The sequence below is a fragment of the Parabacteroides sp. Marseille-P3160 genome (genome assembly GCF_900162725.1).
Lineage (GTDB): Bacteria > Bacteroidota > Bacteroidia > Bacteroidales > Tannerellaceae > Marseille-P3160.
The window spans coordinates 405,710-420,749 of sequence record NZ_LT799418.1 but is presented as its reverse complement, the minus strand read 5'-3'; the positions used below and the strand labels follow the sequence as shown (position 1 = coordinate 420,749).

The 15,040-nt window shown below is 46.9% G+C and carries 12 protein-coding genes; 2 read left to right on the top strand and 10 right to left on the bottom strand.

All coding sequences use genetic code 11. The annotated features are described in order from the left end of the window. Positions 1 to 83: 83 nt before the first annotated feature. The 7 genes from lpxA to BQ8014_RS01740 form a co-directional block, all read right to left on the bottom strand. On the bottom strand, positions 84 to 866 hold the full coding sequence (gene lpxA / locus BQ8014_RS01770; protein WP_080902858.1) for an acyl-ACP--UDP-N-acetylglucosamine O-acyltransferase: 783 nt from the start codon (positions 864 to 866) through the stop codon (positions 84 to 86). A gap of 3 nt (positions 867 to 869) precedes the next feature. Further along, positions 870 to 2,255 carry a bifunctional UDP-3-O-[3-hydroxymyristoyl] N-acetylglucosamine deacetylase/3-hydroxyacyl-ACP dehydratase gene (locus BQ8014_RS01765; RefSeq protein WP_080902857.1) on the bottom strand — a complete coding sequence of 462 codons (1,386 nt, stop codon included), beginning with the start codon at positions 2,253 to 2,255 and terminating at the stop codon, positions 870 to 872. A 9-nt stretch (positions 2,256 to 2,264) separates the two neighbouring features. Continuing rightward, positions 2,265 to 3,308 carry a UDP-3-O-(3-hydroxymyristoyl)glucosamine N-acyltransferase gene (gene lpxD, locus BQ8014_RS01760; protein ID WP_080905753.1) on the bottom strand — a complete coding sequence of 348 codons (1,044 nt, stop codon included), beginning with the start codon at positions 3,306 to 3,308 and terminating at the stop codon, positions 2,265 to 2,267. Between the two features lie 102 nt (positions 3,309 to 3,410). Next, positions 3,411 to 4,241, bottom strand: a complete 831-nt coding sequence (gene pyrF / locus BQ8014_RS01755) for an orotidine-5'-phosphate decarboxylase (protein WP_080902856.1) — start codon at positions 4,239 to 4,241, stop codon at positions 3,411 to 3,413. Positions 4,242 to 4,267: 26 nt separating this feature from the next. Then, positions 4,268 to 5,353, bottom strand: coding sequence for a peptide chain release factor 1 (prfA, locus tag BQ8014_RS01750; RefSeq protein ID WP_080902855.1), 1,086 nt, complete (start codon positions 5,351 to 5,353; stop codon positions 4,268 to 4,270). Between the two features lie 5 nt (positions 5,354 to 5,358). Further along, positions 5,359 to 6,528, bottom strand: a complete 1,170-nt coding sequence (locus BQ8014_RS01745) for an AIR synthase related protein (protein WP_080902854.1) — start codon at positions 6,526 to 6,528, stop codon at positions 5,359 to 5,361. 44 nt (positions 6,529 to 6,572) lie between these two features. Next, positions 6,573 to 7,421: a glucosaminidase domain-containing protein gene (locus BQ8014_RS01740; protein ID WP_234998101.1), complete on the bottom strand. Its 849-nt coding sequence runs from the start codon at positions 7,419 to 7,421 to the stop codon at positions 6,573 to 6,575. 844 nt (positions 7,422 to 8,265) lie between these two features. On the opposite strand from BQ8014_RS01740, the gene BQ8014_RS01730 reads away from it, so the two are divergent. Next, a complete protein-coding gene (locus BQ8014_RS01730) occupies positions 8,266 to 9,039 on the top strand; it encodes a Cof-type HAD-IIB family hydrolase (protein WP_080902851.1) in 774 nt (257 codons plus the stop codon). On the opposite strand, the gene BQ8014_RS01725 is transcribed toward BQ8014_RS01730, so the two are convergent. The 3 genes from BQ8014_RS01725 to BQ8014_RS01710 all read right to left on the bottom strand — a co-directional run bounded on the left by BQ8014_RS01725 (position 9,032) and on the right by BQ8014_RS01710 (position 12,761). Then, the gene (locus BQ8014_RS01725) at positions 9,032 to 10,243 is read right to left on the bottom strand and encodes a DUF6051 family protein (protein WP_080902850.1); all 1,212 of its coding nucleotides are present in this window, start codon (positions 10,241 to 10,243) and stop codon (positions 9,032 to 9,034) included. The two genes, BQ8014_RS01730 and BQ8014_RS01725, sit on opposite strands and share 8 nt — an antisense overlap. A 58-nt stretch (positions 10,244 to 10,301) precedes the next feature. After that, entirely contained in the window at positions 10,302 to 10,934 is a 633-nt protein-coding gene (locus tag BQ8014_RS01720; protein WP_080902849.1) for a hypothetical protein, read from the bottom strand. A 186-nt stretch (positions 10,935 to 11,120) separates the two neighbouring features. Continuing rightward, the gene (locus tag BQ8014_RS01710) at positions 11,121 to 12,761 is read right to left on the bottom strand and encodes a fumarate hydratase (RefSeq protein ID WP_080902847.1); all 1,641 of its coding nucleotides are present in this window, start codon (positions 12,759 to 12,761) and stop codon (positions 11,121 to 11,123) included. Positions 12,762 to 13,239: 478 nt separating this feature from the next. On the opposite strand from BQ8014_RS01710, the gene BQ8014_RS01705 reads away from it, so the two are divergent. After that, the gene (locus BQ8014_RS01705; protein WP_080902846.1) at positions 13,240 to 14,931 is read left to right on the top strand and encodes a tetratricopeptide repeat protein; all 1,692 of its coding nucleotides are present in this window, start codon (positions 13,240 to 13,242) and stop codon (positions 14,929 to 14,931) included. Positions 14,932 to 15,040 lie beyond the last annotated feature (109 nt).

The following is a 15,040-nucleotide window of genomic DNA, read 5'->3' as shown; positions in this document are numbered from 1 at the left end:
TAGTAAAAATATTAATAACACAACCAACCAAAAGAGGGTATGCCTATGACGACATACCCTCTTTTTCATAACTTTTTTTTGATTCAATCATCAATCGAACCTCTCACGATTCCGCGCTTGGAGGTTTTGATAAAATCCAGGATCAGGCTCTTTTCTTCACTGGGGCCGTATTCGGTTTCGATGCATTGGATGGCGTCGGAAATGTTCAACCCACGCGTATAAAGGGTACGGTAGATATCCTGGATCAGGAATACCTGGTCGTTGGTAAATCCCCGACGGCGCAACCCGACAATATTGATGCCGCAGTAGACAATCGGCTCCCGTCCGACCAGAATATAAGGGGGAATGTCTTTCCCCAGGCGGGAACCTCCCTGAATCATTACATGCTTGGATATGCGGGTAAATTGATGGACCAACGATCCTCCGCTGACAATGGCGTAATCGTCGATTTCTACCTCTCCAGCCAATTGGCTGGCGTTCCCTATGATGATATGATCTTTCAATATACAGTCATGTGCCACGTGGGAATAAGCCATAATCAGGCAGTCATTCCCTACGACAGTCCTTCCTTTAGCAGCCGTACCGCGGTTAACCGTCGCACATTCACGAATGGTCGTGTAGTCTCCGATCTCGGCCGTCGTTTTCTCCCCGGCAAATTTCAGGTCCTGGGGAATTCCCGCTACCACTGCTCCCGAATGAATCTCACAATGATTTCCGATACGCGCACCATCCAAGATGGTGACGTGGGGATGGATATGACAATGATCACCAATGACCACATCTTTCTCTATGACCACAAACGGGTCTATGATCACATTCTTTCCTATTTGTGCTTCCGGATGAATGGCCGCTAAGTTTGAGTGCATCTCTTATCTGTTTTTTATAATTTGTGCCATAAATTCGGCTTCACAAGCCACTTTTTCACCGATAAAGACATATCCTTTCATCGTGGAGATCCCCCGCCGGATCGGCGCCAACAAAGATAACCGGAAAACGAGAGTGTCACCCGGAACTATTTTATGACGGAATTTAACGCCGTCTATCTTCATGAAATAGGTAGAATAGCGTTCCGGCTCATCAACCGAATTCAAAACGAGTAGACCGCCGACCTGTGCCATCGCTTCCACCAGCAAGACTCCCGGCATAATAGGCTCCTGGGGGAAATGTCCCTGGAAGAAAGGCTCGTTTACCGTTACATTCTTAATCCCTACGATATAATCTCCGCCGATTTCGATGATTTTATCCACTAACAAGAAAGGATAACGGTGAGGCAGCAGTTCCTTGATCCGGTTGATATCCATCAAAGGCGGTTCCCCCATCCGGTAGACAGGCGCCTGAACGGAGTTCTGTTTAATATCCTTGCGGATCTGCTTTGCCATCTGGTTATTTATCTTATGTCCCGGGCGGGTTGCAATGATCCGGCCGATAATCGGTTTACCGATCAGGGCAACGTCTCCTATCACGTCGATCAGCTTATGACGCGCCGGTTCGTTTACATAGACCAACGGTTCGTGGTTGATATATCCCAATTCCTTGACATCCTGATGAGGCAATCCCATCATATCGGCCAGCTTATCGAGTGATTCCTTGGAAATCTTCTGGTCATAAATAACGATGGCGTTATCCAGATCGCCGCCTTTGATCAGGTTATTTTGCAATAAAGCCTCCACTTCGCGAACAAAAACAAAAGTACGGGAGGCCGCCAGTTCCTTCGGGAATTCTTTCAAATCCGAAAGCACGGCGTATTGGTTGGATAAGACAGGCGAATCGAATGATATCAGGACGTTGACACTGAATTTATCGTCCGGGAGAATAACGATGGAAGATCCGGACTTCTCATCTTTTACTTCGATCTTATGTTTAACTATGTAAAAGTCTTTCGGCGCATTCTGCTCTACAACACCGGCTTTTTCAATCTCTTCGGAAAAATATTTGGAACTGCCGTCCAGGATCGGAAATTCGGGCGCGTCCACTTCCACCAGGCAGTTGTCTATTTCCCAGGCATATAATGCGGCCATTGCGTGTTCCACAGTGCTGACCTGTACTTCTTCTTTCGCCAGGACGGTTCCGCGTTGCGTATTCACCACATTTTCCGCCAAGGCGTCAATAACCGGAGTTCCCTCCAAATCGATGCGTTTAATCTTATAGCCGTGGTTTTCCGGTGCCGGACGGAAAGTAATATGGATATCCAATCCGGTATGCAAACCTTTTCCTTGCAATGAAAAACTGGTTGCAAGCGTTTTTTGTTTCTGCATATCTCTTATTTATTCTTTAGTTATTCTCTTCTTCAATTCTTCTATCTCACGCTGCAATTGCCCCATTGTGCGGTACATTTCGGGCAGGCGGGCGAACACGGCGCTGGAACGGAAGAATCCTTTGGCATCAATCGCCGGAGAACCCAAGATCTCATCCTGTGGCTTGATGTTCTTTATGACTCCCGACTGGGCGCCGATCTTCACCTCATCGCCGATGACAATATGCCCGGATAAACCTACCTGTCCGCCGAACATACAATGTTTCCCGACCTTGGTAGAACCTGCAATGCCGACTTGTGCCGCCATCACCGTATTCTCCCCGACTTCCACATTGTGGGCTATCTGAACCAGATTATCCAACTTTACCCCCTTATGGATCAATGTCGAACCCATTACGGCGCGGTCGACCGTCGTATTGGCGCCGATCTCCACATTGTCTTCCAAAATTACATTTCCGAGTTGGGGAATCTTCTTGTAATCCTCCCCTTCCGGCGCAAAACCGAAACCGTCGGCGCCGATCACCGAGCCGGCATGAAGGATACAGTTATTCCCAACCTTACAACCTTGGTAGACCGTCACATGAGGATAAACAATCGTATAGTCGCCGACTACCGCTCCATCCCCGATAAAGGCGTGCGGATAGATCTGACAGTTTGCACCGATCTTCGCGCCCTCGCCGATATAGGCAAAAGCGCCGATATAACAATCCTCCCCGACAGACGCCGAAGAGGAAATAAAGGCGGTAGAGTCGGCGCCTTTCTTTACGCTTTTCGTCTTTTCCACCAGATCGAGCAGGGTAGCCAACGCAACATAGGCATTGGGAACTTTTACCAAAGTCGCCTTTACCGGAGACGCCGGTTCGAAGTCATTATTCACGAGAACGATGCTTGCTTCCGTCTGATATATAAAATGCTCGTATTTGGGATTGGCCAAAAAAGTAAGCGTTCCCCGCTTTCCTTCTTCTATTTTTGAAAAATTATTTACAGATACCGTCGGATCACCCACCACTTTTCCATGTAGAAAATCCGCTATTTGCTGAGCTGAAAACTCCATCATTAAATTTAATTATGCATTGAATTATAGAAGACTTCCAGAATTTTTTGAAAGTCAGTTTGCAAAATTGGTGAAAAATATTGGGAAAGTCTATGCATTCCCTTAAATAATTCCTTTTTCACGCAAACAAGTGGACATTTCCTGCTGTATAACAGAAACTTTCTCCCTCGCTACCGCATCGAAACGGGGACTCGCGTCAGCATAAATAATAGCCCGGGACGAATTGACGATCAAGCCGCATTCAGCATTCATACCATAGTCGACAACCTCTTTCAAGCTACCTCCCTGTGCTCCCACGCCGGGAACCAGGAGAAAATAGTCGGGAGCATATTCCCGGATGTCCGCAAACAACTTTCCCTGCGTAGCCCCTACCACATACATCAATTGCTCCGAAGAAGCCCACTCCTGCGATTTCCGGATTACCTTCTCAAACAACCGTTTCCCGCCGGCATCCTCCGTAAACTGGAAATCCCGCGACCCTTTGTTTGAAGTCAGAGCCAGCAGAATCACCCAACTGTCCGGATAGATTAGAAAAGGTTTAACGCTATCTTCGCCCATATAAGGAGCGACCGTAACGGCATTGACTTTGAGATGGTCGAAAAACGACCGCGCATACATCTCCGAGGTATTGCCTATATCGCCGCGTTTCGCATCGGCTATGATGAATTGATCCGGATAATTCTCACGCAAATAAGCGACCGTTTTCTCAAACGAGAGAAGTCCCGGGACGCCCAGGCTTTCATAAAAGGCAAGGTTCGGCTTATAGGCGATGCAATAATCGGCGGTTGCGTCGATAATCGCTTTATTAAAGGTGAAAACCGGATCTTTTTCTCCTAACAGATGTTCCGGTATTTTTTTTATATCAGGATCCAGTCCCACACAGAGAAAGGAGGCCTTCCTCTTGATATTTTCGATTAATTCCTGCTTTGTCATTCTTTCTTCATTCCGTAATAGAGTGTTTATAATTCCGATTCTTTTAATCGTTCCGCATTTTCCGCCACGATCAGGTGATCCAGGCAATCTTGGATATCACCGTCCATAAAGGCGGAAAGATTATAAATCGTGTAATTGATACGATGATCCGTCACCCGTCCCTGCGGAAAGTTATAGGTACGGATCTTGGCCGAGCGATCACCGGAAGAAACCATTGTCTTCCGCTTTGAAGCGATTTCGTCCATATATTTCTGGTATTCTATATTATAGATACGCGAACGCAATTCGGCCATCGCTTTGGCTTTATTCTTCAATTGGGACTTTTCGTCCTGGCATTGTACTGTGATTCCCGTCGGCAAATGGACCAGGCGGATCGCCGAATAGGTAGTATTTACCGACTGCCCGCCGTGACCGGAAGCGCAAAAGATATCCACCCGGATATCCGATTCCTTAATATCAACGTCAAACTCATCCGCTTCCGGCAGGACGGCGACTGTGGCGGCAGAGGTATGCACCCGCCCTTGGGTTTCCGTTTGCGGCACCCGCTGTACCCGATGGACGCCGGATTCATATTTCATCACTCCGTAGACGCCTTCCCCGCTTACCGTAAAGATTATCTCCTTGAAACCGCCGGAAGTACCCTCCGTACTGCTGGTCAGTTCGACCTTCCAGCCCCGGCTCTCACAATATTTCACATACATACGATAGAGGTCGCCGGCAAAAAGCGCCGCCTCGTCCCCTCCGGTTCCTCCGCGGATCTCTACGATCGCATTCTTATCATCCTGCGGGTCGGCAGGAACGAGCAACAGCTTGATCTCTTCCTCCAAAGCCGGGATACGGGAAGCGCATTGCTCCAGCTCCTCACGGGCCATCTCCCTCATCTCCGGATCCTGTTCGCTGTCGATCAGTTCTTTCGCCTCGTCCATTCCTTGTTGCAACCGGATGTATTCTTTTCGCGCCTCCATGATTTTCTCCAAATCACGGTATTCCTTATTCAATTTGACAAACCGCTTCATATCGGCAATCACAGCCGGGTCGGCAATCAACGTACCCACCTCTTCAAAACGGTTTACCAAACCATCCAACTTGCTTACTAATGTACTTCCCGCCATCGACCTTATTCGTAGAGAAAGCGACCTTTTTCACTTTCGATAACCAATTCATTCTGTCCTGCATCTTCCACGAAACCCACTATCCGGGCATCGATGCCGAAACTTTTCGCTATCCCGACCACTTCACCGGCGTGTTCGGGAGCCAGATAAACCTCAAACCGGTGCCCCATGTTGAACACTTTGTACATTTCACTCCAATCCGTACCGCTCTGCTCCTGAATGATGCGGAATAAGGGAGGAACAGGGAAAAGATTATTCTTCGTCACCCGCTTGTTTTTTACGAAATGCAGGATCTTCGTCTGGGCACCGCCGGAGCAATGCACCATCCCGTGAATAGCAGGGCGCAAGCGGTCGAGCAGCACTTTTACCACCGGGGCGTATGTACGCGTAGACGATAGTACCAGTTTCCCGGCATCGACGCCCGTCTCTTCGATCTGATCCGTCAGCCGGAGGCCGCCGGAATATACCAGTTCGTCCGGAACCGCCGCATCAAAGCTCTCCGGGTATTTAGCTGCCAGATACTTGGCAAACACATCATGCCGGGCCGAGGTCAACCCGTTGCTTCCCATACCGCCGTTATATTCCTTTTCATACGTGGCCTGTCCGAACGAGGACAGCCCGACAATCACATCCCCGCCCTGGATGCGGGCATTGTCGATCACGTCTGCCCGCTTCATCCGGCAGGTTACGGTACTGTCCACAATGATGGTACGCACCAAGTCGCCTACGTCCGCCGTCTCGCCGCCGGTCCCGTAGCAACCGATTCCCATTTCGCGCAATCCGGCCAGCAGTTCGTCCGTACCGTTGATAATCGCAGAAATGACTTCACCGGGGATCAGCAGTTTATTCCGCCCGATCGTAGAGGATACCAGGATGTTATCAACCGCACCGACACAGAGCAGGTCGTCTATATTCATAATCAGGGCATCCTGGGCGATGCCTTTCCAGACCGACAAGTCGCCGGTCTCCTTCCAGTACAGATAAGCCAGCGATGATTTTGTTCCCGCCCCGTCGGCGTGCATGATATTGCAATAAGCCGGATCTCCCCCCAGCACATCCGGAATAATTTTACAGAATGCCTGAGGAAAAATCCCCTTGTCTATATTCTTAATCGCGTTATGTACATCCTCTTTGGAAGCGGATACGCCGCGAAGATTATATCTCTGATCGCTCATGCTTATCTTTCATTTGGTCTGCAAAGGTAATACTTTAACCTGAATTATCTAAGTTTTAGCACATCGCCTTCTTCCGGGATGTAGTCGAATGCCTTCTTATTCAGCTTATACAGGCTTTTCATCCTCATGCCGTAACGCTGGGAAATGCTGTGCATCGACTCTCCGATCTGCACCACATGGTCGTAATGAGGTTTGTCGGCCTTACTCTTTTTCTTCTCCAGATAAACGATATCGCCCTTTTGCAAAGGGAAGTCTTCCGGAACCTCGTTATATTTGAGCAGGTGCTTTTCCTTAAAGCCAAGGTCGTCAGCGATCTTCGCGAACGAATCGTTCTCACGCGCAACGACATAAAGCAATCCGTAGGATTTATAAACCGCGCGCTGCAACCTTACCGTCTGCCCGCTTTCCGTCCGCGGCATATATCTGGGCCCCGACACTGCATCAAAGCGGTACAGCTCATAGTCTTCAATCAGCTTGATCAGCTTATTGGCATAAGCCCGGTCGGTTGCATATCCATATTCCTGCAATCCGCGTGCCCAGCCCTTATAGTCCTTAATGTCCAGTTTGAATAGCCCTGCATAGCGGGGGCGCTTCGTCAGAAAGAGGGAATGATCGTCATAGGAATGGATTACCTTTATGTATTTACGAAAACATTCGCCCACCTCGTCATCATCGTGATAGACACGCCCGCCGTCCCAATCGGCATGGCATTTAATGCCGAAATGATTGTTGGAGTTTTTGGCTAATGTGCTTAAACCGGCTCCCGACTCGAGCAAGGCCTGCGCCAAGGTGATACTGGCCGGTATCTTGAATTTACGCTGTTGTTCCACAGCCAGGTCGCTGTATTGCTTAATATATTGTTCATAGGCGGCATTCTTCCGTTGTCCCTGCATCTGGAAAGAGCAAAAGAGCAGTAGCCCGGTAAAAAGGGCAAGGAGACGAACTTTTGTATACTTCATTGTTATCAATCTAATGCAAAACTTTTTGCAAAGATAATTACCGTCGAGCGATTTTACCCAATCTGCATTGAACAAAATTCGACTCCTTTCAAAGCAATCTCTATCATTGTTGCCTGACGCTGCAGGCATTTCCGCCACTCAATTCCCGCAAAACTGCTATTCAATTTATATTTCTAACAACTATTGAATATTGAAGTTTCGTAAGAAAGGGAAACCAGTCAAAAGATAAATTCTTTTGCAATGCAGGGCAAACATTTAAATTCTTATTATGTTCGGCGGAAGCTCCGGCTTCCGTCGGTGATAAAAGCGAGGCTCCCGCCTCGCAATGATTATCCTTTTTTAAAGATAGGCAAAGCAGGGGCTTTGCTTCCAACACGGCTTCCGTATATTTTATTACTATCAATCTAAACTAAAGCGAAATTTTTTTGTAAATATAACGCCCGCCGGCTGATTTTACCCAATCTGCAACGAAAAAAATCAGTACACGCCTTGCCGGTCTCCCGACCGAATTCATACCAATGTAATACTGCCTCTTTTGTTCTACGGCTATGAAACATGTGTTTTACGGCTATAAAACACGTGTTTTACAGCTATGAAACACGTGTTCTACAGCTATGGAACACGTGTTCTATGGATATAGAACAAGACGATGGCAAGCCCTTTTGCAAACAACTGGTATACAGCCGGCTGTGTTTAGCGCGCAGGAAAGTCTGCGGACAAAGGCCTTCATTCGTATTCTTTTCTTACATTTGCAGGGAATCAATAGGTAAAGGCAACTATGGTAAAGGCAATATTCCTGGATATCGACGGCACGTTAGTCAGTTTTAACACCCACCGCGTCCCCGATTCCACCAGGCGAGCCCTTGAGGAAGTCCGTAAGAAAGGAATCATGACTTTTGTCGCCACCGGGCGGCACCAGTCTGCTATCAATAACCTGGACGACATTCCCTTCGACGGCTACATCACCCTCAACGGAGGGTATTGTTTCGCAGGAAAAGAAGTACTCTATAAACGCAGCATTTCCCCGGAAGACATCGAATCATTCGTCCGCTACCAACAGGAAGTCAGAAGTTTCCCCTGCATGTCCGTGGAAGAAAACGAAATGACGGTCAATCTCGTGGACGATGAGGTGCGGTTCCTTTTCCAGCTTCTTAAATTCAGAAGCGTGCCGATCCGGCCGATCGAATACATCCTGGACAAAGAGATCTACCAGTTGGTCGCATTCTTTACGCCGGAGGAAGAAAGCGAAGTGATGAAGGCGCTTCCCCACTGTACGGCAGCCCGTTGGCATCCGACCTTCGCCGACGTGGTTACGACCGGCGTAGACAAAGGGCTGGGCATCGACAAAATCGCCGCCCGTTTCGGCTTTACGGTGGAGGAGACGATGGCTTTCGGAGATGGAGGGAATGACATCGCCATGCTACGCCATGCGGGTATCGGCGTGGCAATGGGAAATGCTCTCGACCACGTCAAAAAAGAGGCGGACTACGTAACCGATACTGTTGACGAAGACGGAATACGGAAAGCGTTCCAACACTTCGGGCTCATTTGAGGAAGTCGCAGATCTTGTCAAAAGTAAGGTGAAACTGCTCGTCCACTTGGTCTGCTATTTTCGGAATAATGGGAAACGGATCTTCATGCGTATACTTATAAGGATAGTCGAGCGTCTCTATCGGGATCGGAATATCCCGGTCAATCCCCTGCAGGGTATTGATAATTTCATAAGCCGGCACAACCTCGTCTTTAGCCAAGGCAATCACATAGAACTGGTCGCTCAACTCCCGGAAACGGTCTTCCCTGAATCCGGTCAATGTCTTATAATTCAACATGCACCTGAAGTTCACGCCTTCCAGATGGGCGTTCATATAATGCCTTAGCACCTCGTCGCGCTTCATGTGGCTCTCCAGATGTTCCACAACGTAGGAATAAAGGCTGACATTGGCTTCGCTGTCCAAAATAAACTTGGATACCGGGCTTAAGCGGTTGAACACCGCCCCTCCGCAAAAGGTGGCATATTTGGAATGGGAAAAATAGCCGTTCTTGTTGGTCATCATCAGTATCTCGCCGAGAAACGTCCCGATGGAATAAGAGAAGAAGTCAATACCGGCCCCCGGCACAATGACCGGATGTAATCCCATTTTTATCCGTTCGACAAAATCGATCACATCGTAGTAGGTCTGCAGTCCGGACCAGATAAACCGCTGGGGCTTATTATGCAGGCGGGTGCTGATCGCGACGTTCGAAAGGCTGGAGCAGATCACGTCGGGATGCCGTTCTTTCCGCTGTTCGCTGACATTATACATTTCATGGGGATCGCTCCAGATCGCCGGAGCGCGGTTCATATGGAAAGCAATCGGAAACATGACGACCGACTTACCGGTCTTCTCTACCATATACTTTGCCCACGGCAGGTATTTCGCCCAATATTTCTCGTTGAAGCCATGGAATAGGAAGATAAAGGCGTGCGTTCGTTTCTCCTTCTTCGGCATCAGGATGTGGTAACGGAATTTCACATTCTCCAGAATTTCCGCATCCTTTTTATTCAACATCTTTTGGATAATATCCGGCTCGTAATCGCCGGCGATGCTGGGAATATATTCGTAATTATCGCTGTTCCCGGCGCCTCCGGGCAGGATAAAACGATAGTTCGACTCAAAAGTAAAATTACGAATAACTAAATTTTCATCGATATCGATCTCATTATCGGTGTAATTTTCAATCTCTTTCAGATAATTGAATTCGTCTCTGTATATCATTATGAGTTAGTTATTATCCCGTATCTTTTCTTTGGAGAGCCTTCTCCGGCGGGAACTGTTATTTCTTCTCTTGTTTCGTATTTCTCTTCTCCTTTTTGGCAAGGACAACCACATGATAAACAAATTCAGTCATCCACTGCTCCGAATAGCCCAGGGACTCGGCATATTTGCGGACATTCCAGGCGGTCTTTTGAGTAGCCTCATCTTTCCACACGGATTTCGTTACAATATCATGCACTGTTTTTTCTGTGACAGCGTACAAAGCCTTTTTCAGGAAAGAAGGGACGGCCGCTTTCCACTTCATCAGCGTACCGATCAGGGTAAACAGGTCGTTCGTGAATCCCTGGAATTTATAAAAATAGCCTTGCACATCATTCACCGACTTGCAATTCTTTTTTATAGAGGTATCGACTTCCTTGAAAAAGATCTCTCCAAGGCCGTAGTCTTGTTTCAATACTTTCCTCGCCCGCGCTTTTTCCGCCAGGCCGAGTTTTCCGCCTTGGGTAGGAATTTTTAGCATCCGCTTGAATAAGGCCAGATCCGACAGGACATTCAGGTTGGTAATCCCCAGTTTCTCGGCGATGGCCGACTGGTAATAAACGCGGATCAGGAACATGAACTCTTCAACCGTCGGCTTGGCCAAGCCCTCTTCTTCTGTTTTTTTCTTAAATATTTTTGAGATGAAGCTCATAACTTTCTTTTTACATTTTGATTTTCACAAAAGTAATCAAGTTTTTTCTATTAAAAACAGGAAGACGGGTAAAAAGCGGAGGTGTTTTTCATATTTGAGAGTGGAAGGAGGAGAAAGAAATAAAAATGTCCGGAAAGGAAGGCTCGATTCCCTCCCTACCGGACAAGTTAGATTATTTAATGAGGATTAACGGCTGCAGGCGCAACGCGGCTTCAGTTGCTTGAAGAAGTCGTTCCCCTTGTTATCCACCAGGATGAAAGCGGGGAAGTTTTCCACTTCGATTTTCCAGATAGCCTCCATTCCCAATTCGGGATATTCAAGGCACTCCACCTTTTTGATGCTGTCCTGTGCCAGGATGGCTGCAGGACCTCCGATGCTTCCGAGATAGAAGCCGCCATGTTTTTTACAAGCGTCCGTCACCTGCTGGCTCCGGTTTCCCTTGGCGATCATGATCAAGCTGCCTCCGTTTTCCTGGAACAGATCCACATAAGAATCCATCCTTCCGGCGGTTGTCGGGCCGAAGGAGCCGGATGCCAACCCTTTCGGCGTTTTAGCCGGGCCGGCGTAGTAAATGGGATGATCCTTGATATATTGGGGAAGGCCTTCTCCGCGATCGAGGCGTTCCTTTAGTTTGGCATGGGCGATATCGCGGCCTACTACAATCGTTCCGCTCAAAGAGAGGCGGGTAGCCACGGGGTATTTGTCCAACTCTTTCAGGATTTCCGGCATCGGACGGTTCAGGTCGATCTTCACGGCGTCGCCTTCACCTGCGTGACGCAATGATTCGGGGATGAAACGCCCCGGATTGGCTTCCAATTTCTCAATCCAGACACCTTCTTTATTGATCTTAGCTTTGATATTGCGGTCGGCCGAACAGGAGACTCCCATTCCGACCGGACAGGATGCGCCGTGACGGGGCAGGCGGATAATCCGCACGTCATGAGCAAAATATTTTCCTCCGAATTGGGCCCCCAATCCGATGTTGTAGGCTTCTTCCAGTACCTGCTTTTCGAGTTCGATATCCCGGAATGCCTGTCCGCCTTCGTTCCCTTCCGTCGGAAGCGAATCATAATAATGTGCGGATGCCAACTTAACCGTTTTCAGGTTGGTTTCGGCAGAAGTCCCGCCGATGACAAAGGCGATATGGTACGGAGGGCAGGCGGCCGTTCCCAGGGTTTTCATTTTCTCGACAAGAAAAGGAAGCAGTGTCTTTGGATTCAGCAAGGCTTTTGTTTCCTGGAACAAATAAGTTTTATTGGCGGAACCGCCTCCTTTGGCAACACAGAGGAACTTGTATTCTGCTCCTTCGGTTGCATAAAGGTCGATTTGCGCCGGAAGGTTACAGCCCGTATTCTTCTCTTCGTACATGGTTAAAGGTACATTCTGCGAATAGCGGAGGTTTTCTTCGGTGTAAGTCTGATAAACGCCTTTGGAGAGCGCTTCGGCATCATTGAAACCGGTCCAGACCTGTTGCCCTTTTTTGCCGACGATGATCGCGGTTCCGGTATCCTGGCAGAAAGGAAGTTGCCCTTTTGCCGAAACTTCCGCATTTCGGAGGAAAGTCAGGGCGACGAAACGGTCGTTTTCACTGGCTTCCGGATCGGAAAGGATCTTTGCTACCTGCGCCTGATGCTCCGGGCGAAGCAAAAACGCAACATCACGGAAGGCGGCATGAGCCAACTCAGTCAAGGCTTCCGGTTCTACTTTTAAAATTTCCTTGCCTTCAAACAAGGCCGTCGAGACAAAATCTTTTGTAAGTAAATAATACTCTGTCGTATCTTTCCCCATTGGGAACGGGTCTTGATACTTGAAAGGAGGTATTGCCATATCTTTATTGATTAATAAAATGAATCTTATTGGTTTATGATTGGTACATTCCTTTTTGTAACGTATGTTGCAGCAAAGATACTTATTTATTTTTTCTTCCGGAAAACGGTATTTTCATTTCTTTGCCCCAGGAATAATAAAGAGATGCATTTTTTCACAAAAAAAGAACAAAAAAGCTTTGACGATTAGGTAAAACAAATCTAACTTTGTTGTTCGTAAACAAAAAGGCGAAAACACTGCTTTTTACGCCTCCTAGTTAAGGCAAAAAAGCGGATAGAGAGTAGGGATTTACAGAAAAAGTGGAAAGAAAAAAAGACAAAATAATAAGGTTAATAAGCGTTAATAGCCCGCTTTTTAATTTAGCTTTGCTAAAAAGAAAGAAAAAATGGGTTAGATTTGCATTATGTTGCAAATAGAGCTGTTAAAGAGAAGAAATTAAATCAGTTAGTATAGTATAATAATTAAACTTTTATCAATTATGAAAAAAAAGTTATTAATGCCACTCTTCGTGATGGCAACAATTGTAGCCTTTTCTTCTTGTTCAAACAAGTTGAAACCGTTATCCGAACAATACATTAAAGCGGAACCGCAACCTCTGGAAGCAGTGGCCGGCAAGGTTCCCGTAACAATTAATGCGACATTTCCGGCAAAATGGTTCAACAAAAAAGCAACTGTTACCATTACTCCGGTTCTTCGATATGCCGGTGGTGAAGCATGGGGCACCGCTTACACCTACCAAGGTGAAAAAGTACAGGGAAACAACCAAACGATTAATTACAAAACAGGTGGAAATGTAACATTAAAATCTTCTTTCGTCTACAAACCCGAGATGAAGAAGTCTGAATTGTTCTTAACGTTTGATGCAAAAATCAAAAACAAAGTAATCAAACTTCCGGATTTGAAAATCGGCGACGGCGTTCTTGCTACCTCTACATTAGCTGATGCCGCAACTTCTACTCCTTCTATTGCAGCCGATAAATTCCAACGCATTATCAAGGAAGCACACGACGCAAATATCCTGTTCTTAATACAACAGGCTGAACTTCGTTCTAAAGAGTTGAACAAGACCGAAATTCAGGATTGGAAAGATTTGATTAAAAACGCCGACGAAGCGCCGAATCAAAACGTCTCCGTAGAAATTTCAGCTTATGCATCTCCGGATGGTGGTGTAAAACTGAATACGGGTTTGGCAGAAAAACGTGAAAAGAATACGTCCGGTTATTTAACAAAAGAATTGAAGAAACAAAAAATAGACGTTCCGGTAGATGCCCGCTACACAGCTCAGGACTGGGAAGGTTTCCAGGAATTGGTTTCCAAATCAAATATCCAGGACAAGGACTTGGTATTACGCGTTCTTTCCATGTATAAAGATCCGGAACAGAGAGAAAAGGAAATCAAAAACATCTCTTCCGTATTCAGCGTATTGGCAGAAGAAATCCTTCCTCAACTGCGTCGTTCACGCTTGACAGCCAATATTGAAATCATCGGCAAATCAGACGATGAAATCAGCGCTTTGGCAAAAAGCAATCCGAAAGCATTGAATGTGGAAGAAATCCTGTATGCCGCTACATTGGTAAAATCCGATGCAGAGAAAGAAGCTATTTATTCAAAAGCAACCGAATTATATCCGAACGATTATCGTACTTGGAACAACTTTGGTATCCAACGCTTCAAAGCAGGCGATTTGGCAAAAGCAGAAGAATTGTTCAACAAAGCCAACTCGGTCAAAAGCAATGGCGAATCTAACCTGAACTTAGGTTTGATCGCTTTGACGAAAGGCGACCAGGCTAAAGCGCAACAATTATTCGGTAGCGCAGGTAGTGTTGCCGAATTGAGTGAAGCTTTAGGCGTTCTTTACCTGGAACAAGGCGAATATGCGAAAGCAGTCAATTCCTTCGGTTCATCTAAGACGAACAACGCAGCATTGGCACAAATCCTTGCAAAAGATTACAGTAAGGCTGCACAGACATTGAATGCGATTGAAAAGGCAGACGGTACGACTGCTTATCTGAAAGCAATCGTAGCTGCCCGTACAAACGATGCGGCAGGCGTAGTTAGCAACCTGAAGGCAGCAGTCGCAAAAGATCCTTCTTTTGCTAAAGAAGCAGCTCAGGATCTTGAATTCGCAAAATACGTTACGAACGCAGATTTCTCCAACTTAATAAAGTAAATCCGAGAAAGGGACAAAAAAAACGGGTATCCTTCGGTCGAAGGATACCCGTTTTTTTTGTCCCTTTCCTTTATCCGGGGAGAAAATACCATAAAGAGGGTATATAGAA

Bases quoted from the DNA above. Each gene is read 5' to 3' on its own strand.
- lpxD (WP_080905753.1), bottom strand. From the start codon at position 3,308: ATGGAGTTTTCAGCTCAGCAAATAGCGGATTTTCTACATGGAAAAGTG.
- lpxA (WP_080902858.1), bottom strand. From the start codon at position 866: ATGCACTCAAACTTAGCGGCCATTCATCCGGAAGCACAAATAGGAAAG.
- pyrF (WP_080902856.1), bottom strand. From the start codon at position 4,241: ATGACAAAGCAGGAATTAATCGAAAATATCAAGAGGAAGGCCTCCTTT.
- BQ8014_RS01705 (WP_080902846.1), top strand. From the start codon at position 13,240: ATGAAAAAAAAGTTATTAATGCCACTCTTCGTGATGGCAACAATTGTA.
- BQ8014_RS01710 (WP_080902847.1), bottom strand. From the start codon at position 12,761: ATGGCAATACCTCCTTTCAAGTATCAAGACCCGTTCCCAATGGGGAAA.
- BQ8014_RS01740 (WP_234998101.1), bottom strand. From the start codon at position 7,421: ATGCAGGGACAACGGAAGAATGCCGCCTATGAACAATATATTAAGCAA.
- BQ8014_RS01730 (WP_080902851.1), top strand. From the start codon at position 8,266: ATGGTAAAGGCAATATTCCTGGATATCGACGGCACGTTAGTCAGTTTT.
- BQ8014_RS01720 (WP_080902849.1), bottom strand. From the start codon at position 10,934: ATGAGCTTCATCTCAAAAATATTTAAGAAAAAAACAGAAGAAGAGGGC.
- BQ8014_RS01725 (WP_080902850.1), bottom strand. From the start codon at position 10,243: ATGATATACAGAGACGAATTCAATTATCTGAAAGAGATTGAAAATTAC.
- BQ8014_RS01765 (WP_080902857.1), bottom strand. From the start codon at position 2,255: ATGCAGAAACAAAAAACGCTTGCAACCAGTTTTTCATTGCAAGGAAAA.
- BQ8014_RS01745 (WP_080902854.1), bottom strand. From the start codon at position 6,528: ATGAGCGATCAGAGATATAATCTTCGCGGCGTATCCGCTTCCAAAGAG.
- prfA (WP_080902855.1), bottom strand. From the start codon at position 5,353: ATGGCGGGAAGTACATTAGTAAGCAAGTTGGATGGTTTGGTAAACCGT.